The following is a 22800-nucleotide window of genomic DNA, read 5'->3' as shown; positions in this document are numbered from 1 at the left end:
TAAATTAACACAGTTTTCATTATACGTAAATTAGACGAGAATTCCAAATAAACTTACAATAAAATGCTTTTATGCGTTATTCTTTAAAAAAATACGTCAATTTTGTGTTTTTCTAAAAAAATTAAAAGGTTTCATAGTTTAGTTATAAAACTAAAAAAATCACGAACAAAAAATGCTCGTGATTTTTTAAGTAGTTATAACGTACAATTTATTTGATTTCCATAACTTCTACGTCAAAAACCAAATCTTGTCCAGCCAATGGGTGGTTAGCGTCTACTAAGATAGATTCATCTTTTACCTCGGCAACACGCAATTGGCGCTCGCTACCATCAGGATTCTTAGAAACTAAGCCCATTCCTACTTCCGGTTCTATTTCTTGTGGCAATTGGCTTTTAGGAACTTCCATAAAAAGCTCATCTTTTACATCGCCATAAGCTTCGGCTTGAGGTATTTCTATGGTTTTCTTTTCGTTTACCTTCATATCAATAAGACCGTTTTCAAGTCCCGGAATAATTTGTCCTCCGCCCACGGTAAACTCGATTGGTTCTCTTTCTAAAGAACTATCGAAAACCTGGCCATTGGTAAGTTTTCCTGTGTAATGTACTTTAACGGTGTCATCTTTTTTAACTTGACTCATAGAGTTTAATTTTCAGTTTAATAAATATGCGTACAACCTTTTAACAGCTGTTTGAAAACGCTTTGCAAAACTATAAGATTAAAATTGAAAACCAAGTAGTTAAGTCCGTTTTCTTCTAATTTTGGATAAAGCTTAACATTTTTTTTAGAACATAGGGTCTTAACATTTTGTAAAAGTTAAAAAAAAGCATTTATCTTGGCTTTCTAACTTCAATAAAAAATTTATGAAAAAAGAAAACAGACAAGAAAAAGAAGATTATATTCTTAAAGATAATAAGAAAACAAAAATTGGTGCAGGCCTTATTATTGTAGTCTTAATAATTTTGGCCGGCGGCGTGATTGCTTCCGGATTTTATATGGAATGGTGGTAAAAAATTTTCATACCTAATCTTTAATTCAATTGGAGGAGGGTAAAAAATAGTATCGCTTACGCGGAATTTTTATTTTGAAACTAAAAAAAGGGATAGTTCGTTTTGAACTATCCCTTTCTTCCGTAAAGAAAAATTTTTATTATTCTGAACTTTCTAACATAGCCAAAAACTTATCTAAGTTTGGCAAGATTACAATACGCGTACGTCTGTTTTTCTCTCTTCCGTCTGCGTTGCCGTTGTCTGCTACTGGTTTATAGCTGCTTCTTCCTGAAGCGATTAGCTGCTGGCCGTCTACATCAAATTTATCTTGCAATAAACGAACGATAGACGTGGCTCGTCTCACACTTAAATCCCAGTTATCTTCTAAATAAGAATCTTTTACAATGGTTTTATTATCGGTATGGCCTTCTACCAAAACCTCCATTGCCGGTTCAGATTTAATAACTTCGGCAATTCTACCAAGTAGTTTATGCGCTTTCGGGTTTACCCAATAACTACCACTTCTAAACAATAATTCGTCTGAGATGGTAATTTGTACTACGGTTTCGTTTACATCAATATCAATACCGTCGTCGCCATCTGATAGCGATTTGGTTAAATTGTACGAAATGGCCAAATCTACAGAATCTTTAAAAGTTTTGGCTCCTGCAAGCTTTTCGGAATCTACATTCCGTAAAGTTTTACGCATTGCATCTTTAGATTTTTTAGACATAGCGCCAATGTCTTCTACCATTTCTAATTTTTCGTCGTTTTCTTCTTGCAAACGATTAATCTTTGCGTAATACTCTGTAACCCGGTCTTGAATTTTTGCGTATTTTTCTTCGCATTCTTCCTTATCTACGCGGGTTTTCATCAAGGTGCTGCGCGTGTTGTCTAATTCTGTTTCCAGCTCTGTATATTTCTTCTTAGAAACACAAGAACTTGTTACAATAGCCAAGGCTACAGCGGTTAGTGCAATTTTAGATTTCATAGTGAATTTTTTTAATGGTTAGTGCTAAATAACTCAATATATTCAGTAAATAGTACTTATGAAATCTTATACTTTTGTTAATAATCCTTAAAAGAAAATTGGTCGTATTATTGTTTGGTGGGGTTTTTGTTTAAGAAATAATCTGTAAATTTATATTATGAAGAAAATTGTTTTTTTATTCGGAATTTTTGCAGGCTTTTTGCCGGTAATAAGTTATGCACAATTAGATAATTCTAACACAACTACTAGTGGTAGTATGTTTGGTAGATCTACCAATATGAACGGTTTTTCTACTTCTACGCCAAGTTTATCTAAAACCAATAAAGGCATTTACAGCACTAGAAATACTTCTAGAAGTTTAGAAAGTAATAATGAAACTTTAGACATAACCAAAAATGAAGGTTTTATAGAGCCCAATCAAAAATTTGATCCTAAATATTTAAAGAAACAAGAAAGCAAACGCAATATAGAACAGTTTAAACGCAACCAAGATTTAGGAGAGTTTAGAACAACCGGAGCCAATGTAAAATTATTATGTCGCGATCATCAAGCCGTAGATGGCGATTTGGTGCGCATAATTGTAAACGGAAAAGTAGCTTTAGACCAAGTCTTTTTGGAAGGCTCTTTTAAAAGCGTTTTTATAAAATTGGAAAAAGGTTTTAATAAGATTGAAATAGAAGCTTTAAATCAAGGTTCTAGCGGACCAAATACAGCGGCTTTTAAAGTATTGGACGATCAAGGAACGGTAATTTCTTCTAACCAATGGAATTTGGCAACCGGTTTTAAAGCCTCTATGATAGTAATAAAAGAAGAGTAATTTTCCCTCTATAATTTTTAGTAAAACAAATAGGAGAGGGGCAAAAATTAAAAACTATGCAACGAGTTTTAATAGCAATAGATTATCATCCATCTTCAGAAAAAGTAGCAGAAGCCGGTTATGAGCTCGCTAAAAAAATGAATGCAGAGGTGTGTTTGTTGCACGTTTTCACGGAAACAAAATATTATGGAGTAGAATTTCCTACCTTTTTAGGATACGACAGTTATAATGTAGCCTTGAATATGGAAATGCAATCGGAGATAAAAAAAGTAGCCGAAAATTATGTAGAAGAAGCTGCCAAACATTTAGGAAAAAACATACAAACCCAATTGAAAGTAGGAGAAACTGCCGAAGAAATTTTAAAGTATTCCAAAGAATGGAAGGCAGATTTAGTAGTAATGGGCACGCATAGCCGCAGCACTTTAGAAAAACTATTTATGGGAACCGAGGCTACTAAAGTTTTAGAAAATACCACAATACCAGTATTTATGGTGCCGGTAAAAAAGTAAATTTACGCAATAACTAATCTTGGTTTTTGTGTTTTTGCCTTTGTTTAGAAATAAAAGGTAAAGCCAAGCTAATAATACTACCAACTACTGTCCCGCCAATAAGACTTAGAAAAACAGAATCCCAAATAGAGTTGCTGGCAATATAATACATTATAAAGGTAGCAATACCCACTATAAAAAATACGAGTAAGAATAATCTAATACGTTTAGGCATAATCTGCTGTTTTTACTGAAAATTACATATATTTATAGAAATTAAAAACCGATTTAACGTAGCTTTTTATTATTTCGTTAAGGAATGTTTAATTTTTTGTAGTGTGTAATAACCAATCTTCTATGAAAAACCTTTTTACTTTTTTGATTGCAATTCTATTTTTTTGGAGTTTAATAAGTTGTAAAACCACAAATCTTGAAATAAATAACCAACCAGATTTTATAGCGAATAAAAATATTGGAATAGATTTTCATTCGGTTTTAACTCCAAATAGTAGGGTTTCAAGTAAGTTATCTGCTAAAGGAACACTCACAAATAATGATGTTATTAATAGCATTTCAGTTGCTTCAAATTCACAAATATTTATAAAGTTTAAAGGCGATAGCATAACTGGATTTTTACCATTTTATCGTAAGGGTAGTGGTAAAAAAAGTGCTAATGCTTTAGGTTCTATAGAATTTGAAGGAATTCCAAAAGAATTTCAAATGACATATAACCCAAGAAAAAATCGTACAGAAATTGAATTTAACATTAAACAAATTAATAGTGACGAAATCTTAAATGCAAAAATTTATATTCACGACAAAGGTAATAGTTTACTGAATATAAGCAGTTCTGAAAGAAATACCATTCAGTATTTTGGAAAAGCCAAAAGTTTAAGCAGAACTACTAAAAAGTACGAACTAGAGACAGGAAAACATTAAAATTTAATCTGAAAAAAGCATACTAAATGAATCTTTTACAGAAAAATCTTAGCCTATTATTAATCGTGCTATCATCTAGTGTTTTTTTTAGTGCGTGTACAAGCACGCAAAATCTTCCGCAACAGCGTCCGGATTTTATCGAAAACAAAACAATAGCAATCCGTTTTAATTCTGCAGAGCCAAAATTTAATCGTGCTTTAGAGCAATTATCTGTGCAAGGAATGCTGGGTGCTGGCAATACCGCCGGAAATATATCGTTAACAGCATCTAAGAACTATCTAAAAATTAAAGGAGACAGTATTAAAGCGTATTTACCATATTTTGGAAGCAGACAAGGTATTAGCATGCGCGATAATTTAGGAGCCATAGAATTTAGCGGGATTCCCAAAAATTATTCGATGGTTTACGATACAGAAAAAAGACAAACAGAAATTAGTTTTAGCATCGACCAAAAAGAAAGCAATGAAAATTATTCGGTTATTTTGTATATAAGTAATAGCGGCGGTAGTGTTTTAAATATAAATAGCAGCAATCGTGATCGTATTGCTTACCGTGGAAAAGCGACAGCCTTAAAAACAGAGGAGTATTAGTTTGAAGTTATTTTTCTCTTTATGGAATTATTCTATTTTACATAATATAAATTATAGTACAAATATGTTTAGCTGAATAAAATGGTGAATAACATCTTTCGTGCTATTTTACAACCAATCTGTGTTTTCATTCACAAACTATAATACTAAAACAAAATTGATTATTCGTGAACTATTCATAGTAGCATAAAATAATTATTACCTAATTCTCTTTTTTTCTTTTGGAGCTATTATTTCTCCTTGACTATTTAGTACTTCAAAAAATTTATATTCCAGTTCAATTCTTTCAATTAAAATTCTGGTTTCTTGCGCGTGTAATTCTTCTACACTCCAAGAAACGGGAATTGCTTTTTCTATTATCCAACCGCTAAGCATTTTATGTTCAGAATTTAAAAGACTTATTACAAGGTTTACAGCTTGTGTTTTATGGTTGTTAATTCTGTTCATACACCAACCAATTAAGCGCGAATCTGGCTCATAAGCTCGTTTAAGAACTAAATTCTCAAAATGCACTTTTTCTAGTTTAGATTCTTCGGTTTTACAGATGCTTGCTTTTAAACCATTAACAGATTGAAAATGTATATCTTTAGAAAACTCCTTGTGCTTGAATTTAACAACAAAATGCATATTTAAAGGCGGATAATTCATAATAACTAAAAATGATTTTTCATTAATTCTGAACGTTGAAGCCTTCGTGAGCAATCTCTAAACGTTCAATAAAAACTTCACTTTTCATCGCATTTAGTTCTGCATAATTAATAGCTACCGGCCAAGCACCTTTTATTTTCCATGTTATAGTTGGTTCGTGTTCTTCGTTTAATAAACTTATTGTGATATCTCGTCTTTCTACATTGCCTAGTCGTACAGTACTAAACCATTCAAACAATTCGTTATCTTATTTAAGAGCACCTCTTTTTAAAACAATAGAAGAATATTTGCGTAATCCCGGAATTTTCTGAGTTGCATATTCTTTTGAGGCACCATCTCTATATTCTACTATTTCTTGCGTTGCAGAAAGTCCTGTTATTTCCGTAAAGCCTATACGCGTACCACCCCATTCTACCTGAAAATGAAAATTAACCAAAGGATAGTCCATATTATTTAATTTATAAATTTGTAAGTTACTGATTATAAATATACTAAATAAATTTACTTTACTACTTATTTTGATTTATAAAAGAGGCTATTTTCAAAAAGCACCTCTTCCCTATCTGTATAGTTATTATTGGGCAATGCCAGATTTTCTAATAGATTGCGTAAAATTCAATTTCTCTTATTGGGTGTAATTCGAACGGTTTTTAAGCTCGTATAATTAAAAAGTTCAGTAAAAAACCTTACTCTCAAAGTGGTTTTTTACTATAAGATTTATAAAAACTTAAACGAATACTAAGGCATTTCCTGAAACTGCATTGCAGTTTTTTCAAACCTATAAACATTTGGCCATTTTTGTTTTTCGGTGGTATCTGCAATTTTAAGTAAACGTTTTTTAAACTCCGTTACTATTCCCGTCTTGGTAATATATTTCACGGCTTCTTCATAAGACTTAAACATGCTTTTACAAAACGCTTCTTTTAATTTGTTTTGTTCTGCGGCATAGGTTTGGGCAATTTCTATATTAAAAAGCATTAAATCTGCTGTTAAATGCGGTTCTACCCCCAATTGTCTAAAATGTTTAATTTCATTTTGCGCAACAGATCGTCGGGTTTTTGCTTTACGCTTTGTATCTGGAAAATATTCTTTAGAAATTTTAAACTTAGCCTTTCGCACCAACTCTTCTTCCCGCGGATTAAACACAAAATCGTAAAAAACCTTTACCGGTTTAAACCGCTGATAAAGATCTAAAACCTGTTCTTCTAATTCTTCTTTTGATAAATCTTTTAAATAGGCATTTAATTGGCGCTTACTCATTCCGTAAAGCTTTTAAAAAATAGATAATTGCTCACACATTCTTGTTTCTTTTTTTTCCTAAAAGATACCCCAAATAACCAGCAGGAAAATAGGCTACCACCAAATCTAAACCAATAAACCAAGTTGGGGCCGGGACGCTAATTGCGTTTACAATGCCACCACCAAAGAAGAACAGAACTGTAATAAAACTTACTTTAAACAAGTTATCTTCTGCAATTAAAACGCTAAGCAAAGTGGCAATAAATGTTCCTAAAACGTGGGCCAATAAGGGTAATAAAAATTGCGGACTTTCATACAAATCAGGAATTGTTTGTAAACCGCTGGCTCCCGTTATATCAAAACCGGCGGTTTCTGTAATAAGGGAAGCGCTTATTAAAACTAGGCTCATATTTACCAAGCCGCCAACAAAAATGCCTAAAAGAATTCCTATTATATTTTTTGCTACCGCGCTCAATTAATGTTGCATTTTAGAGCCGTAACTCAAATCTCCCGCATCGCCAAGGCCCGGTACGATATAGCCGTTTTTATCTAATTTTTCGTCTATTGTAGCAATCCATAATTCGCTGTTTTCAGGAAACTCTTCTTCTACCAACTTCAAACCTTCTTTGGCGCCAATTACGGCAACCAAATGTATTTTTTTAGGTTTCCCCATCTTTTCTAAAGCTTTTAAAACGTTTACAAAAGATTTACCGGTTGCCAACATAGGATCTGCCAAAATTAACGTCTTATCTTCTAAAGATGGCGAAGCTAGATATTCTACCAATATCTCAAACTCTTCGTCTTCTTTAGGATGATGTCTATAGGCAGAAATAAAAGCGTTTTCTGCCCAATCAAAATAATTTAATAAACCATTATGCAATGGCAATCCGGCACGCAAAATAGAACAAATTACCACATCTTTTTTGGGTAATTGATGCGTTGCGTTGCCTAAAGGTGTTTTTATTTCTTTAGGAAAATAGGATAAGGATTTACTCAATTCATAACCTAAAATTTCGCCTATACGTTCTATATTCTTACGAAAACGCATAGCGTCTTTTTGTCTATCTACATCGCGTAATTCTGACACAAATTTGGTAGCTAGACTGTTTTCTTCCAGTAAATGGTGAACTTTCATAAGGTTTTTTTCAAAAATAAGAAATCTTTTTGGCTAATTATGCGCTGTAAAAAAATATTATTGGTTTACTTTTTCCTGCATCCGCTCATAATCTAAATAACCCTTTTTTCCGCCGGTGTAAAAAGTATCTTTATCCCAATTGTTTAATTTGGCATTTTGTGCAAATCTCTCTACCAAATCTGGATTAGAAATAAAGGGTTTGCCAAAAGCCACCAAGTCTGCGTCGTCACTTTTAATTACCTCATTAGCTTTTTCTAAATCAAAATTGGTGTTAATCATTAAAGTACCTTTATAAATTGGTCTAAAATGCTTGGCAATATTAGTAATCGCGTGCGGCACTTTGCTTACGTCATTAAAAGGTTCTGACAAATGCACATACGCCAAATTATAATCGTTTAGTTTTTTGATTATATATTCAAATGTCGGAATGGTTTCTTCGTCCATTTTCATTCCAAATATATCGTGTAAACTAGGATTAAACCGCACTCCTATTTTATTTTGCGGCATCACTTCTGCCACGGCATCTAAAACTTCAAAAAAGAAACGCGCTTTGTTTTCAATGCTTCCGCCGTATTCATCTTCGCGCTTATTGGAAAAATTATTAAAAAATTGATGAAAAAGATAGCCGTTAGAAGAGTGAATTTCTATTCCATCAAAATCAGCATCCATTGCATTTATGGCTGCATTTTTAAAATCTGCCACAGTTTGTTTAATATCTTCTTTGCTCATTTCTTTTGGCGTAACCGTGTCTTTAAAACCTTGCGGCGTAAAAGATTGGCTTTGCGGATTTATAGCAGAAGGCGCCAAAGGTTTTTCGCCATTATGAAAATCTGGGTGAGAAATTCTGCCCACATGCCAAAGTTGTAAAAAGATGCGTCCTTTTTCTTCGTGCACCATTTTTGTTACTTCTTTCCAACCTTGGGTTTGTGCTTTGGTGTAAATTCCCGGCACGTTTACATACCCAATTGCTTGCGAAGAAACCGGAGAACCTTCGGCTATAATTAAGCCTGCAGAGGCTCGTTGTTGGTAATATTTCCCTTGCAATTCTGCCGTTGCTTTTTTCTCGGGGTTCTCTGCCCTACTTCGCGTCATTGGCGCCATTACAACACGATTTGGTAAAAATAATCCGTTTAGGTCGTAACTATTTAATACGGCGTTTTCTTTCATAGTATTTTAATTTTTGTTTTCAAAATTAAAAAAGTTGCGCCAGACAAAGCTATATCTAAGTTTAAATAAATGGTAAAATTTAAAAACGTTGGCATTTTTAGCTTCCGTAAAGCTATTCGTTTAAAAATAGTTATTCTTTTTACTGATTTTGAAGCTATTCTTTACGGAAAGTAAAGCGGATAAAAAGTAATTTAAAGCTAGTTTTATAATTCTAGCGCATTTAAATTTCCGTTTAACGGAAAAAATTAATCTATTTATTAGCTCTTTACGGAAAGAAAGAAGTTTTAAAATATGTTAAATGCTATGTGGTTACGACTTAAGTTTTTATCTTCAAAATAAAAAATTATGAGCGAGCAAAAGAAAGAAAATAGTAAAGCTAAAGAGAGTAAAAATCAAAAGGAAGATCCGTACAACTCTGAAATTACAGAGCAAGAAAAAAAGATCTTAAACCAAGAAAACGTTCATAAAGATGGCGGCGACGACGAGTTTTTAAGAGAAAGAAAACGCAACCCAGATTTTGCCGCAGAAGATTTAGATATTCCTGGGCAAGAACGTGCCAAAAGGAATAAAGAAGATTCAAAATTGCGCGACGAAGAAAATGATTTTTACAGCAAAGGCGGCAATACCAATAAATTAGAAGAAGATAACAGCGCCGATTAACTACTAAAAAATCTTGAAAACTTTTTAAAAATAACCGTTTAGGTATAAAGCTTAAACGGTTATTTTATTTATATTGAATTTTATAATAAGATTGTTTTTTATTTCTCACGGGAGTTTTTAATTTATAAGTATTTACCGTTATGCCTGTTACCGCATTGCAACAGCAATTATTGCCAACCTTAAAAAAATATTTTGGTTACGATAGTTTTCGTAAAAATCAAGAAGAAATAATAAAATCTGTTTTAAACCAAGAAGACGTATTGGTTATTATGCCAACCGGTGGCGGGAAATCTATTTGCTACCAACTACCGGCATTACTTTTAGATGGGGTTTGTATTGTAATCTCGCCACTTATAGCTTTGATGAAAGATCAAGTAGACGGACTTAAGGCCAACGGCGTAAAAGCAGAATTTTATAACAGCAGTCAAACCTACGAAGAGCAAGATGCTATTCTTAACAGCCTGGCTAAAAAAGAATTGGATTTACTGTATGTGGCACCAGAAAGTTTGGGCGGTTTAAACAATATTTTAAATAGCAACTACGTGAGTTGTATTGCCATAGATGAGGCCCATTGCATCTCTTCTTGGGGGCACGATTTTAGACCGTCTTACCAGCAATTGGGGTTTTTAAAAAAATCTTTACCGCAAGTACCGGTTATCGCCTTAACAGCAACTGCAGATAAGGCTACGCGGCATGATATTGTAAAGCAGCTCAACATACCGCATGCCAAGCAATTTATAAGTTCGTTTGATCGGAAGAATATCTTTTTGGAAGTGCGGCCCGCTGCCAATCGCGTAAAGCAAATTGTTAATTTTATAGAAAACAGAGAACAAGAAAGCGGTATAATTTATTGTTTAAGCCGGAAAGGAACAGAAAAACTGGCAGAAAAACTTCAAAATAAAGGTTTTAGTGCTACCGCCTATCACGCCGGTTTAAGTTTTGAAGACCGCAACCAAGTACAAGAAGATTTTATTTTTGACAAAGTAAAAATTGTTTGCGCCACCGTAGCCTTTGGAATGGGAATAGACAAATCTAACGTGCGCTTTGTAATACATTATAATTTACCCAAAAACTTAGAAGGTTATTACCAAGAAATAGGTCGCGCAGGAAGAGACGGCTTGCCATCTAAAGCTTTGCTTTTTCACACCTATGCAGATGTGGTGCAATTAAGAAGGTTTACGGAAGGAGCAGTTAATGAAGAACTGCAAAATGCAAAGTTAGATAGAATTAAAGAATTTGCAGACGCCACAGATTGTAGAAGAAAAATTTTACTGAGTTATTTTGGGGAGTTTTTACCGGAAAACTGCGGTCATTGCGACGTTTGTAAAAATCCGCCTGAATTTTTTGACGGCACCATTTTAGCACAGAAAATTTTATCGTGCATTGCCAGATTACGCGAAAGCGAGTCTACCAATACAGTAATAGATGTTTTGCGTGGTGCTAGAAATCAAGAGATTTTAAATAAAAATTATTCCAGTCTTAAAACCTACGGAATTGGGAAAGATGTAAGTTGGCGGGATTGGCAACATTATATTACGCAATTAATAAATCAAGGTTATTGTGAGATTGCTTTTCACGAAAAAAACGCTTTAAAATTAACGCCCTATGCAAAAGAAGTTTTGTTTAGAAAGCAAAAGGTTCAATTAACCAAACCACAAGACATTGCTTCTAAAAAAGCGCAAAGCAGCAAGCAAAGTGTTTCTAAAACTACCTCTACTCTATTTGAACAATTGCGAAAATTGCGCTACCGTCTATCGCAAGAAGAAAATATACCCGCTTATCAAATTTTTTCTGATGCTACCTTAAAAGAAATAGAACGGGAACGACCACAAAGTGAAAGCGAATTCTTGGCAATAAGCGGCGTTGGCGAGTATAAAATGCAAAATTACGGAAGCATATTTATAGCCGAAATACAAAAATTTAATCGCGCTAAAAATGATAAAAAAGCTACAACCTATCAAAAGACCTATAAACTTTTACAGGAAGGTAAAACTATAAAAGAAATCGTACAAATAAGAGACCTTAAGGAGGGTACAATTTATTCGCATCTCGGGCATTTATATAAAAAAGGAAAACCTATAGATATTTTACAATTTATTAGTGAAAAACAGATAGAGAAAGTTAGGGCAGCAAAAAAAGAAATAAAAGAGGACACCGCGCTTAAACCTTATTTTGAATTTTTTGAAGAGAAAATAGATTATGCGGTAATTAGGTTATGTCTTGCCTATTTAGAGAAAGAAAATTCATAAACCTAAGCTAAAAGTTTGCTACGTTTCTTACAAGGTTTTATTTTTAAAAATCAATTAATAAAAAAAGGAAAAATGACAATATTAGCAAAAAACGAACGCCAATTAATTCTTTATTATGATGGAACCAGTGAGTTGGGCAAAAAAGTACGCGCGCACGCAGAAGCCTCCGGAGCGCAATTATTACCAATAGACATTACAGAAACCAAAGTTGCTGCTACAGAATGGACAGAAGTAGCAGAACTTTTAAATTGTAAGGTAAGCGAATTAATTGCTACAGACCATCCGGTTTTTAAACAAACTTACGGAGAGGACAATGTAAATTTAGATGCAGACGATGCTTTAAAAGTATTGGAGAAAAACCCAGAAACTTTGGTGTATCCTATTGCTGTGCGTGGTCAACGCGCAATTAGAGCAAAGCAATCTACAGATTTAAGAAAATTAATCAATCCGGATACAGGAGACATTCCGCAACCATAAGCAAACAGAATACTATATAAAAATCATCTTGTTATCTATTAAGGTAACAAGATTTTTTTATACCTAAATTTTTAAACTTAACTAAAATATTGCTGCATTTTAATCCTTTACAGGGAATAAAATAAATATACGCTATGGTGCTAAAAGTCTATTAAATTATTGGGATTCCTGTAAATTTGGACGTATCTTTATAACTCAATTTAAAAGTTATACTATGGATACAAACTTTAACTATGTTCACGTAAAAGCGAGTGAACGCTTGGAGAATTCTACGAAAGAGAAATTAAGTAAATTAAAAGAGCGCTATGATTTTCTGGTTAGCGCCGAAGTATATTACAAAACCGAAAAATCTTCCTCTAATCAAAAAGGAAGAATTGTGGAAATTGAATTAAGTGTACCCGGCCCAAGAATTTTTGCTTCCTCTAACGAGGAAAATTTTGATATGGCACTTAGTAAAACCATTAACGATTTAAAACGCCAATTGCAGAAAAAGAAAGAAAAAATGAGTACGCATTTATAACGTACAGTTGAAAAGTGTTGTAATTAATAACTTTTCGGTATTATAAAGCTAATCCCATATATTTATTTATATGGGATTTCTCATTTAATACAATACCAGTTTAGTTGTGTTTTTCTTTAAGCGTCTTTACCCATTTTAAAGATCTACAACCAATAGTGTCAACTACAAAAACGAAAATTTCATTAACATTTTGCACTTTATAAATAAAAAAAACCGAGCTTAATTGCTCGGTTTCTCTAAACTTCTTTATGATACAAAACTTTTAATTTGCTTTTTGTTTTGCTTCTTCTTTTAAGTCTTCGTTAGCGATAATTGCCAACTCTACTCTTCTGTTTTTAGCTCTTCCGTCTACAGTAGAGTTATCGTATTTTGGTTGAGTTTCACCATACCATTTTGTGGTAAACCTATCTGCAGCAACTCCTTGAGCTACGAGATAATCTGTTACAGAGCTCGCTCTTTTTTTAGATAAGGTCATATTGTAAGCTTCACGTCCGGTATTGTCTGTATGTCCTTCTACCAAAATATTAGTATCCGGATACTCTTTAAAAATTCCGACAAGCTTATCTAAAGACTGTTGCGATTTATCGTTTATATTATGTTTATCGGTAGCAAAATAGACTCCGCTGTTTTCGTCAAAAGTCACATTAATTCCTTCTCCAACTCGTGTAACTTCGGCTCCCGGCACTTGCTGTTCAATATCTTTAGCTTGTTTATCCATTCGGTTTCCAATATAGGCTCCGGCTGCACCACCAACTACACCACCAATAATAGCGCCTAAAGCAGTGTTATCTCCATCGCCAACATTGTTACCAATTACACCACCAATTACTGCTCCGCCGGCGGTTCCTGCGGCAGCGCCTCGTTGTGTATTATTAGAGTTTTTTATGGCCTCACAACCAGAAAAGGTTAAACCTAAAGCAATTAGGACAACCAAAGGTTTTTTAAATATCGTTTTCATAATAATGTTTTTTTAGAATTTTTTATTAAACTGCATGCGTATTAAAAAAGGCTCTCCGTTGTAGGTTACATTTTGTTCCCACACCATAGCATTTTCAGATAAGTTGACTAAACTCATTCTAAAACCTGTATCTATTTTACGGGCATTTTCACCATCATCAACCGGCTTTAAAGTAAAATTAAAGGTGTTAGAATTGGCTTGCACTTCTTGCACAGACCACACAAATTCTTGCGGTTGGCTGCTGCAATTAGTTCCGCTAAGTATATAAGACCCTTTGTTATTGTTAGAGATAAAGCTCCAATCTGAGTTTCTAAAACAATTGGCAGATGCATCGTTAAACATGTTAACATCTACAAAGCCAGAACTGTTAGGGTACGTGATTTTGGTTAACGTCCAATCTCCCTTAAAAGTACGTTCTGCTTGCCGCTCTACTTTGGTAGAAGCACAAGAGCCCATTACGGCTATTAGTAATAAAATTGCTATTTTTTTCATAAAGAATAAGGTTAGTTTATACAATTCTTAATTAACATCAAATTTAAAATCGATTGGTATTTTCTAAAAATAATTAAGAATGTTTAACGCCAACTTGTTAAAAATTAGCTAAAACAAGATTTTAAACCTTGCATCTTTAAAAAGCCATTAATTCTTCTAAGCTTTCTTGCAATTTATTCTTAGCCAGATACTTTTCTTCCAAATTAGCGGCAAATGGAATTGGGGTTTCTATGCTTGCAACTCTTTTTATTGGCGCATCTAAATACTCAAAACATTCTTGTGCAATTAATGCCGAAATTTCTGCCGCCAAACCACCAAACATAGAATCTTCTTGTAAAATAAGCACTTTTCCTGTTTTCCTTACGGAAGCGAAAATGCTTTCTTTATCTAGCGGCTGCAAACTTCTTAAATCTATAATATCGAGTTCTATATCCGGTAATTCTTTTGCAATATCTAAGGCCCAATGCACGCCGGCACCATAGGTTATAATACTTATATTGTTACCTTCTTCTAACTTGGCTGCTTTCCCTAAAGGTAAATTATAATAATTTTTTGCAACCTCTTGCCGAACGCTTCTGTAAAGGGCTTTATGTTCAAAAAACATTACGGGGTTTGGGTCTTCTATTGCGGCGGTTAATAAGCCTTTAGCATCTGCAGGAAATGCCGGATATAGCACTTTCAAACCCGGGGTTTTGGTAAACCAAGCTTCGTTTGTTTGGCTATGAAACGGTCCTGCCCCAACACCTGCGCCACAAGGCATTCTTACTACAACATCTGCATTTTGGTTCCAACGGTAATGCACTTTTGCCAAATAATTTACAATTGGGTTAAACCCGGAAGAAACAAAATCACCAAATTGCATTTCTACCACGGCTTTCATTTTATTTATAGAAAGTCCCATTGCTGCAGAAATTACAGCAGACTCACAAATAGGTGTATTTCTCACGCGGTCCACGCCAAAACGCTCTGCAAAACCATCGGTTATTTTAAAAACTCCACCATATTCTGCAATATCTTGTCCCATTAATACCAAATTTTCATGCTTTTCCATAGCTTGGTATAAACCTTCTGAAATTGCATCTACAAACCGAATGTTTTCCGTTTCGCTACCAGGTTCTAAAATTTCGGGCTCGTGGGCTTTGTAAACATCTTGTAATTCTTCCTTTACGGAAGATTTAATTGCGGGTTCTTCGTTGGCAATTTTTAAATTAGAGTTAATTTCTTTCTTTATCTGTTTTCTTTCTGTTTCATCTTCTGTTTCGGTAAGAATACCTTCAGCAATTAAAAAGTTTTTAAAATTATCTATCGGGTCTTTTTTTGCCCAATCATCTAATAATTGATTTGGTACATATTTTGTTCCGCTGGCTTCTTCGTGGCCGCGCATTCTAAACGTTTTAAATTCTATTAATACCGGACGCGGATTCTCTCTAACGCTTTGTGCAATTTTTTCTACCTGCTCTACTACTTCTATAATATTATTGCCGTCTATAATATGCGCTTCCATTCCATAACCTTTTCCTCTATCTGCCAAATCTTTACAGAAATATTGTTCGTGAGTAGGTGTTGATAGGCCATAACCATTATTCTCTATACAAAACAAAACAGGTAATTGCCAAACCGAAGCAATGTTTAAAGCTTCGTGAAAATCGCCTTCGCTTGTGCCACCTTCTCCGGTAAAAACAGCGGTTAGTTTTTTCTCTTTACGCAGTTTATGCGCCAATGCAATACCATCTGCCACGCCCATTTGCGGACCAAGATGAGAGATCATACCAATTACTTTAAATTCTTGCGTACCAAAATGGAAACTACGGTCGCGCCCTTTGGTAAAACCATTGGCTTTGCCTTGCCATTGCGAGAAAAGCCGCTGCAGCGGAATGTTTCTGGTAGTAAAAACCCCTAAGTTTCTGTGCATGGGCAAAACATATTCATCTTCTTGTAAACAAGCAGTTACGCCTACAGAAATAGCTTCTTGTCCTATGCCGCTAAACCATTTAGAGATTCTTCCTTGCCGAAGTAAAATAAGCATTTTCTCTTCGATAAGACGTGGTTTAAGCATCTGAAAATAGAGTTTTTTAAGACGTTGTGCAGATAATTTGGTGTTGGTATAATTAATCAGGGTTGCTTCAGTAATATTCATAGTATATCAATTAAAAACCCAAAGTTAACAATATTATTTGGTAGATACTTAAATTTAAAATTGAAAGCAGATTTTATCTACAGCAGACCATAATCTTTAATTAACTTCGTAAATTGCATAAATTTCTTAACTTAGATTATAAAAAGTATTTTTAAGATGGCCATGAATAATATACCCAGCGTAGATTTATCTGATTTTCTGTCAGACGATCCCGATAAAAAGCAAAAATTTGTACGAGAAATAGGTAATGCTTATGAAGAAATAGGTTTTGTAGCTTTAAAAAACCACTTTTTAAGTGACGATTTGGTGAAGGAACTTTATAAAGAAGTAAAAGCCTTTTTTGACTTGCCTTTAGAAGTAAAAGAAAAATATGAAATAGAAGGTCTTGGCGGACAGCGCGGTTATATTTCTTTTGGAAAAGAACACGCAAAAGGTAAAAAAGAAGGCGATTTAAAAGAGTTTTGGCATTTTGGGCAAATTCCCGATGAAAACGCAAACCTAACAGAGGATTATCCTGAAAACGTTCAGGTAGATGAACTTAAAGATTTTAACAGCGTAGGTATGGAAGCCTATAGAATGTTAGAAAAAACCGGAATTTATGTATTACGCTCTTTAGCACTCTACATAGGTTTAGAAGAAGATTATTTTGACCATTGGGCAAGCAACGGTAATAGCATTTTACGACCAATACATTATCCGCCAATAGAAACAGAACCAAAAGGAGCAGTAAGAGCCGGAGCTCACGGCGATATAAATTTAATTACCCTTTTAATGGGAGCTTCTGCCGGCGGCTTACAAGTTTTGCGTAAAGATGGCGAATGGATTGATGCCATACCAAAAGACGATGAGTTGGTAATAAATGTTGGCGATATGTTAGAACGGCTTACCAACAATAAGTTACGCTCTACAATACATCGGGTGGCAAATCCGCCAAAAGAAGAATGGGATGAACCCCGTTATTCTATCCCGTTTTTTATGCACCCTAGAAGCGAAATGAAATTAAACTGCTTAGAAGAATGTATAGACGAAGATAACCCAAAGCAGTATGAAGATATTACTGCCGGCGAATTTTTGCACCAGCGTTTGGTAGAAATTGGACTTATAAAAGAAGATGATAAATAGTTTGGTATGGATTTAAAAGACCAACTTCAAAACCTTTTTCCGGAGCATACCCCACCTCCGGAAAAAGACGACAAAAAAAACAAAGATGATTTATGGCTGCAAGACGATGCTTTACTCTGTAAATTTGAAAAAAGAAAAGGAAAACCGGTTACCATTATAGATGGTTATACCGGCGCAGACAAAGATTTTAAAAAGCTTGCTAAAGAGCTAAAAACCACTTTGGGCGTTGGTGGCACAACTAAAAACGACAAGATAATTATACAAGGAGATTACCGGCCGCAAATTATGGAGATGTTGCAAGAAAAAGGTTTTAAAGTAAAACGGGTTGGCGGTTAGCAAAAGATGGCAAAAAAACAATTACACATAGTTAACAGCGATAACCTTGGTAAAAAAATCAAGACGCTTAAAATTGAAGGAGAACATATTATTTGGCGGGAAATGCTTAACGAAGGTCCCACAACAAAAGATATAGATTCCGAAAAGTTTATAAAGCAACGAAAAGATTTTTTGAAAAGATATTACGGAATTTCTGCAACAGATTATGAAAAGAATTTTGTAGAAGAAATCAAAAAATTTAAGCGCTTAGAAAACTATAAAGAAATTATTCTTTGGTTTGAGTTCGATTTGTTTTGCCATGTAAATATGATAGCGGCCTTGCATCTAATCAATAAATACAAACCCACTATTCCTGTTTATTTGGTTTGTAGTAGACCGCTAGAAAAAGAGAAAAGTAAACAACCGCTTTCTGCTTTAAAGCTGCCGCAACTTAAAGAACATTATAAACACCGTATTAACCTAAACGATCAAGACCAAGAACAGGCGGTTTTGATTTGGAAATTGTATTGCGAGAAAAATCCTATTAAATTAAAACCCGAAATTAAGCGAACCTCCAATTTTGAGTATTTGTCTAGTTGCATACGGGCACATATTGAGCGGTTCCCGCATTACAAAACCGGTTTAAATTCGGCAGAGACCAATATTTTAAAACTCGTTACAAAAAATACGATTAAAAATCGCAAGCAATTGTTGGGTTATGCTTTAGAATATCAAGGTTATTACGGTTATACCGAAATACAAATGCAGCGCATTCTTAAAAAAATAGATATTTTTTTCTACGAAAGTGAAAATAAATTACAACTTACAGAAGAAGGTCTTGCGGTAATAAATAAAACAAAAAGTTTTTATAGAACCTTAAAAGACGATATGCAGTTTGGTGGCGTTGGTAAATACGACTTCCTCTACAACACACAAACGCATAATTTAATGAAGCTTTAAAAGCTTCTTTTTTCCACACAAAAATTTTAGTATGAAAATTAAAGAGTCAGAATTAATCATAAATCCAGATGGTAGTATATACCACGTTAATTTAAGACCAGAGCAAATAGCAGACACAATTATTACGGTAGGAGATCCCGCTCGTGTAGAACGCGTTGCGGCTCATTTTGACAAAGTAGAAACCAAAGTGCAGAAACGTGAGTTTTACACGCAAACCGGTACCTATAAAGGTAAACGCTTAACGGTGATTTCTACCGGAATTGGCACAGATAATATAGATATTGTAATTAACGAACTAGACGCATTAGCCAATATTGATTTAACTACACGCGAGGTGAAAAAAGACCTTAAAAGTTTGAATTTTGTAAGAATTGGCACCTCTGGTTCTATTCAAAAAGATATTCCGGTAGATTCTTTTGTGGTTTCTGAAAAAGGATTAGGGTTTGACGGATTATTATATTATTACGAAGCAGAAAAAGTAATAAACCAAACCTATACCGCGGCAATAAATAAACATTTAAAAATACAAGCAGGAAAAGCCACACCATATATGGTAGATGGCAGCCAAGATTTGATAAATTTGTTGTCGCAAGAAGATAAAGTTTATAAAGGCATAACGGGAACCAATGTTGGTTTTTACGGTCCGCAAGGTCGTGTTTTGCGTGCAAAAGTTTCAGATCCAGATTTTATAGATCAACTGGTAACTTTTAATTATGAAGACAAAAAAGTAACCAATTTAGAAATGGAAACCAGCGCAATTTTTGGTCTTTCTAAATTACTAGGGCATCGCGCTGTTGCCATAAACGCAATTATTGCTAACCGTGCAAACGGTAATTTTAGTGAAAACCCCAAAAAAGCAGTAGATAACCTTATTCGTTATAGCTTAAACAAACTGGCGCAATTATAATTTATTAACAAAAAATTAGAAACGCAGCTAACTGCCATTGCGTATTTTTAAACAAATATATTTTATATGGATGAACCTATTGAGACTAGGGTAAAGCACCGCGATCTTAATTGGCTAAGTTTTAATAAACGGGTTTTGCAGGAAGCTGCAGATAAAAGAAATCCGCTTTACGAACGTTTACGATTTTTGGCTATATTTTCTTCAAACTTAGACGAATATTACCGCGTTCGGGTATCACAGCTGCGACAAATTAAAAAAATAAAAAAGAGCCTTCGAAAAAAATTGGCTTTAAAACCCTCTAGAAAAGTAAAAGAAATTATTGCCAGGGTAAAAGAACACCAAAAAGAATTTGGCCATATTTTATATGATCAAATTTTGCCGGAACTGGCAGAAAACAATATTTATTTACTAGAGCAAGAAGATTTTAAAAAAAGGCAATTAGAACAAGCCGAAGATTTTTTTAAATCAAAAATAAAATCGCATTTAGCGCCTCAAATCATCGACTTTACGGAAGAAAAAAAAGCTTTCTTAGAAAACAACACTATTTATTTTTTTGTAAGCTTTTCTAATTCCGATAAGGCAGGTTTGGTAAATATTCCTGTAGAAGAAGTAGGACGTTTCTACCAATTTTCTAATGCCGGTAAAAACTTAGAAATTACTTTTATAGACGAGATTTTGCGCGTACAAATGCAGCAGGTATTTCCTAAGTTTAAAATAAGCGGTATTTACGAAGTAAAAATGTCTCGAGACGCAGAATTGTATATAGACGATCAATACAACGGTGTCTTGGCCGAAAAAATTTATGCTTCCTTAAAACAACGTACAGACGGCCAACCTACGCGTTTATTATATGATGCAGAAATGCCCAAAGATTTACAGAAAAAAATAAGAAAACACCTGGGCTTGGGTAAAATAGATATGATGCCGGGCGGTAAATATCATAATCTAAGCGATTTTTTTGAGCTGCCAGAACCCAAAAGTAAACCAGAATTATTTTTTAAGGAACTGCCGCCGCTTCCGCAGAAAAATTTAGAAAACTCTAGCAATCTTTTTAAAACTATTTACGAGCAAGACCAATTGGTACATTATCCTTACCAGTCTTTTTCTTATTTAGAAAAATTTTTAGAACAAGCCGTCAACGACTCGCAAGTAGTAGAAATTAAAATAAGCCTTTACCGCGTTGCAGACGAATCTAAACTAACTACCTTATTATTGAGAGCTTTAGATAACGGCAAAGATCTTACGGTTTTTATAGAAGCAAAAGCCCGTTTTGATGAAGAAAACAATATAGAATGGGGTAAAAAATTCGAAGAAAAAGGCGCAAGGGTAATTTATAGTTATCCTAAAATAAAAGTACACAGCAAGATTTTATTGGTGCATCGTATTGAGGAAGATCAAAAAGTGGGTTATGCTTATATTGGCACCGGAAATTTTAACAGTAAAACCAGTGAAATTTACGCCGATCACGCTTTGTTTACCGCGCACAAAAAAATCAGTAAAGAATTAGACCGGGTTTTTAAAGTTTTGGAAGGAGAATTAATAATTCCGCGAACCAAAAATTTATTGGTCTCTCCTTTTAATACGCGCCAAGAATTTACCAAAATGATTTTAAATGAAATCGATTTGGCTAAACAAGGTAAAAAAGCGCAAATTACTGCCAAAATGAACAGTTTAGAAGATACAGAAATCATAGATCTTTTGTATCGGGCTAGTCAAAAAGGAGTTAAAATTAGATTGTTGGTAAGAGGTTTTACTTGTCTAATTCCGGGTAAAAAAGGGCTGAGCGAAAATATTTATATGACCAGTATTTTAGATCGCTATCTAGAACATGGTCGTATTTATTTATTTAATAACGATGGCGACGAATATTTATATATAGGAAGCGCAGATTGGATGACGCGTAACCTAGACCGGCGCATAGAGGTTTTAACGCCAATTTATGATAACGCTGTAGCGGAAGAAATAAAAGACATATTAAATATTCAGCTTGCAGATAATGTAAAAGCAAGAATACAAGACGAAGCAGAAACCAACGACTATGTAGTAGATAATTCTGCTTCTAGAATAAGATCACAATATAAAATATACGAGTATTTAAAAGAAAAGAATACGTAATGAAAACCATAACTATTGGTGGCGTGCCAGAGCATTTTAATTACCCTTGGCATTTAGCAATAAAAAATAATCTTTTTAAAGAACAAGGTATAAATTTAGTTTGGAAAGACTTTCCCGGCGGCACAGGACAAATGTCGCAAGCTTTAGAAAACAAAGAAATAGATTTGGCCGTAATTCTTACCGAAGGTGTAATTAAAAAGATTAACGAAGGTAAAGATTTTAAGATTTTACAGAAATTTATTGGTAGTCCTTTAATTTGGGGCGTTCACGTGGCGGCTAATTCGGCATACCATAATTTAGATGAATTAGAAAACACCACAGCTGCTATAAGTAGATATGGTTCCGGTTCGCACTTGTTGGCTTATGTAAATGCCAAAGAACAAAATTGGGATACCGGCGCGTTAGATTTTAAAGTAATAAATAATCTAGATGGCGCTTTAGAAGCTCTGCCAAATAATGAGGCGCAATATTTTATGTGGGAGCGTTTTACCACCAAACCTTTTGTAGATAAAGGTATTTTTAGAAAAGTTGCAGATGTGCCAACGCCGTGGCCGTGCTTTGTTTTGGCGACCAGAGAAAATTATTATAAAAATAACATAGCATCGGTAAGTACTTTATTGAAAATAATAAATAGCGTTACCAAAGAACTTAAGTCACGAGAAAACTTAACAAAAGAAATTGCTGAGAAATATAATTTAGAATTAGAAGATGTAAATCAATGGTTAAGATTAACCTCTTGGAGCCAAGAACAAATATCCAAAGACGAAGTAAAAGACACACAAAACCAGTTAAAAGACTTAGGTTTAATCGGTGAAAAAATGTCTTACGAAGAACTTATTTAAGTTAATTTTTTATTTTTTTGAAATTAAAGGTTTTTTTAACGCAACT

26 protein-coding genes and 1 pseudogene are annotated in these 22800 nt (G+C 34.1%); 15 read left to right on the top strand and 12 right to left on the bottom strand.

Annotated elements, in window-relative coordinates; all coding sequences use genetic code 11:
• Positions 1-208: 208 nt before the first annotated feature.
• A complete protein-coding gene (locus FKR84_RS03375) occupies positions 209-637 on the bottom strand; it encodes an FKBP-type peptidyl-prolyl cis-trans isomerase (protein ID WP_141420782.1) in 429 nt (142 codons plus the stop codon).
• Positions 638-860: 223 nt separating this feature from the next.
• Here FKR84_RS03375 and FKR84_RS13300 point away from each other — a divergent pair, with 223 nt between their 5' ends.
• Complete coding sequence (locus FKR84_RS13300) at positions 861-1007, top strand: hypothetical protein (protein ID WP_233357648.1); 147 nt, start codon at positions 861-863, stop codon at positions 1005-1007.
• Positions 1008-1146: 139 nt separating this feature from the next.
• Here the strand turns inward: FKR84_RS13300 and FKR84_RS03370 are convergent, their stop codons facing one another.
• A complete protein-coding gene (locus FKR84_RS03370) occupies positions 1147-1977 on the bottom strand; it encodes an OmpA/MotB family protein (protein WP_141420781.1) in 831 nt (276 codons plus the stop codon).
• A 157-nt stretch (positions 1978-2134) separates the two neighbouring features.
• Here FKR84_RS03370 and FKR84_RS03365 point away from each other — a divergent pair, with 157 nt between their 5' ends.
• Positions 2135-2794 carry a hypothetical protein gene (locus FKR84_RS03365; RefSeq protein ID WP_141420780.1) on the top strand — a complete coding sequence of 220 codons (660 nt, stop codon included), beginning with the start codon at positions 2135-2137 and terminating at the stop codon, positions 2792-2794.
• Between the two features lie 56 nt (positions 2795-2850).
• Positions 2851-3303 (top strand): universal stress protein, encoded by a 453-nt coding sequence (locus FKR84_RS03360; RefSeq protein WP_141420779.1) that lies wholly within the window; start codon positions 2851-2853, stop codon positions 3301-3303.
• A 13-nt stretch (positions 3304-3316) separates the two neighbouring features.
• On the opposite strand, the gene FKR84_RS03355 is transcribed toward FKR84_RS03360, so the two are convergent.
• Positions 3317-3517, bottom strand: coding sequence for a hypothetical protein (locus FKR84_RS03355; protein WP_141420778.1), 201 nt, complete (start codon positions 3515-3517; stop codon positions 3317-3319).
• A 122-nt stretch (positions 3518-3639) separates the two neighbouring features.
• On the opposite strand from FKR84_RS03355, the gene FKR84_RS03350 reads away from it, so the two are divergent.
• Together FKR84_RS03350 and FKR84_RS03345 are read left to right on the top strand one after the other, a co-directional pair.
• Complete coding sequence (locus FKR84_RS03350) at positions 3640-4221, top strand: DUF4251 domain-containing protein (RefSeq protein WP_141420777.1); 582 nt, start codon at positions 3640-3642, stop codon at positions 4219-4221.
• A gap of 26 nt (positions 4222-4247) precedes the next feature.
• Complete coding sequence (locus tag FKR84_RS03345) at positions 4248-4811, top strand: DUF4251 domain-containing protein (protein ID WP_141420776.1); 564 nt, start codon at positions 4248-4250, stop codon at positions 4809-4811.
• A 198-nt stretch (positions 4812-5009) separates the two neighbouring features.
• Here the strand turns inward: FKR84_RS03345 and FKR84_RS03340 are convergent, their stop codons facing one another.
• The 6 genes and pseudogenes from FKR84_RS03340 to FKR84_RS03315 all read right to left on the bottom strand — a co-directional run bounded on the left by FKR84_RS03340 (position 5010) and on the right by FKR84_RS03315 (position 9000).
• Complete coding sequence (locus FKR84_RS03340; protein WP_141420775.1) at positions 5010-5459, bottom strand: phage tail protein; 450 nt, start codon at positions 5457-5459, stop codon at positions 5010-5012.
• 22 nt (positions 5460-5481) lie between these two features.
• Positions 5482-5907, bottom strand: a pseudogene (locus FKR84_RS03335) (phage tail protein).
• Between the two features lie 290 nt (positions 5908-6197).
• A complete protein-coding gene (locus tag FKR84_RS03330) occupies positions 6198-6719 on the bottom strand; it encodes a DUF6155 family protein (RefSeq protein ID WP_141420774.1) in 522 nt (173 codons plus the stop codon).
• 31 nt (positions 6720-6750) lie between these two features.
• Complete coding sequence (locus FKR84_RS03325; RefSeq protein ID WP_141420773.1) at positions 6751-7173, bottom strand: hypothetical protein; 423 nt, start codon at positions 7171-7173, stop codon at positions 6751-6753.
• Positions 7174-7833 carry a uracil phosphoribosyltransferase gene (gene upp, locus FKR84_RS03320; protein ID WP_141420772.1) on the bottom strand — a complete coding sequence of 220 codons (660 nt, stop codon included), beginning with the start codon at positions 7831-7833 and terminating at the stop codon, positions 7174-7176.
• A 57-nt stretch (positions 7834-7890) separates the two neighbouring features.
• Positions 7891-9000 carry an alkene reductase gene (locus FKR84_RS03315; protein ID WP_141420771.1) on the bottom strand — a complete coding sequence of 370 codons (1110 nt, stop codon included), beginning with the start codon at positions 8998-9000 and terminating at the stop codon, positions 7891-7893.
• Positions 9001-9345: 345 nt separating this feature from the next.
• Between FKR84_RS03315 and FKR84_RS03310 the strand changes: the two genes are divergently transcribed.
• The 4 genes from FKR84_RS03310 to hpf all read left to right on the top strand — a co-directional run bounded on the left by FKR84_RS03310 (position 9346) and on the right by hpf (position 12906).
• Complete coding sequence (locus FKR84_RS03310) at positions 9346-9660, top strand: hypothetical protein (protein ID WP_141420770.1); 315 nt, start codon at positions 9346-9348, stop codon at positions 9658-9660.
• Positions 9661-9800: 140 nt separating this feature from the next.
• Entirely contained in the window at positions 9801-11909 is a 2109-nt protein-coding gene (gene recQ / locus FKR84_RS03305) for a DNA helicase RecQ (protein WP_141420769.1), read from the top strand.
• A 72-nt stretch (positions 11910-11981) separates the two neighbouring features.
• Positions 11982-12386, top strand: coding sequence for an arsenate reductase family protein (locus FKR84_RS03300; RefSeq protein ID WP_141420768.1), 405 nt, complete (start codon positions 11982-11984; stop codon positions 12384-12386).
• Between the two features lie 214 nt (positions 12387-12600).
• Positions 12601-12906, top strand: a complete 306-nt coding sequence (gene hpf, locus FKR84_RS03295; RefSeq protein ID WP_141420767.1) for a ribosome hibernation-promoting factor, HPF/YfiA family — start codon at positions 12601-12603, stop codon at positions 12904-12906.
• 262 nt (positions 12907-13168) lie between these two features.
• On the opposite strand, the gene FKR84_RS03290 is transcribed toward hpf, so the two are convergent.
• From FKR84_RS03290 to FKR84_RS03280, 3 genes are all read right to left on the bottom strand, one after another.
• Positions 13169-13864 carry an OmpA family protein gene (locus tag FKR84_RS03290; RefSeq protein WP_141420766.1) on the bottom strand — a complete coding sequence of 232 codons (696 nt, stop codon included), beginning with the start codon at positions 13862-13864 and terminating at the stop codon, positions 13169-13171.
• Positions 13865-13876: 12 nt separating this feature from the next.
• The gene (locus FKR84_RS03285) at positions 13877-14356 is read right to left on the bottom strand and encodes a lipocalin family protein (protein WP_141420765.1); all 480 of its coding nucleotides are present in this window, start codon (positions 14354-14356) and stop codon (positions 13877-13879) included.
• Positions 14357-14492: 136 nt separating this feature from the next.
• Positions 14493-16493: an alpha-ketoacid dehydrogenase subunit alpha/beta gene (locus FKR84_RS03280; RefSeq protein ID WP_141420764.1), complete on the bottom strand. Its 2001-nt coding sequence runs from the start codon at positions 16491-16493 to the stop codon at positions 14493-14495.
• Positions 16494-16655: 162 nt separating this feature from the next.
• On the opposite strand from FKR84_RS03280, the gene FKR84_RS03275 reads away from it, so the two are divergent.
• From FKR84_RS03275 to FKR84_RS03250, 6 genes are all read left to right on the top strand, one after another.
• Complete coding sequence (locus tag FKR84_RS03275; protein WP_141420833.1) at positions 16656-17615, top strand: isopenicillin N synthase family dioxygenase; 960 nt, start codon at positions 16656-16658, stop codon at positions 17613-17615.
• A 6-nt stretch (positions 17616-17621) separates the two neighbouring features.
• Positions 17622-17951, top strand: coding sequence for a translation initiation factor (locus tag FKR84_RS03270; protein WP_141420763.1), 330 nt, complete (start codon positions 17622-17624; stop codon positions 17949-17951).
• Between the two features lie 6 nt (positions 17952-17957).
• Positions 17958-18890, top strand: coding sequence for a DUF1835 domain-containing protein (locus FKR84_RS03265; RefSeq protein WP_141420762.1), 933 nt, complete (start codon positions 17958-17960; stop codon positions 18888-18890).
• Between the two features lie 31 nt (positions 18891-18921).
• Positions 18922-19797 carry a nucleoside phosphorylase gene (locus FKR84_RS03260; protein ID WP_141420761.1) on the top strand — a complete coding sequence of 292 codons (876 nt, stop codon included), beginning with the start codon at positions 18922-18924 and terminating at the stop codon, positions 19795-19797.
• Between the two features lie 66 nt (positions 19798-19863).
• A complete protein-coding gene (gene ppk1 / locus FKR84_RS03255) occupies positions 19864-21912 on the top strand; it encodes a polyphosphate kinase 1 (protein WP_141420760.1) in 2049 nt (682 codons plus the stop codon).
• Positions 21912-22754 carry a substrate-binding domain-containing protein gene (locus FKR84_RS03250; protein ID WP_141420759.1) on the top strand — a complete coding sequence of 281 codons (843 nt, stop codon included), beginning with the start codon at positions 21912-21914 and terminating at the stop codon, positions 22752-22754. Before ppk1 ends, FKR84_RS03250 begins: the two co-directional genes overlap by 1 nt.
• Positions 22755-22800 lie beyond the last annotated feature (46 nt).

It is taken from the genome of Haloflavibacter putidus (assembly GCF_006546625.1).
GTDB lineage: Bacteria > Bacteroidota > Bacteroidia > Flavobacteriales > Flavobacteriaceae > Mesonia > Mesonia putida.
Note: the sequence above shows the minus strand (reverse complement) of the source record. Positions and strands in the feature narration are given on the sequence as shown.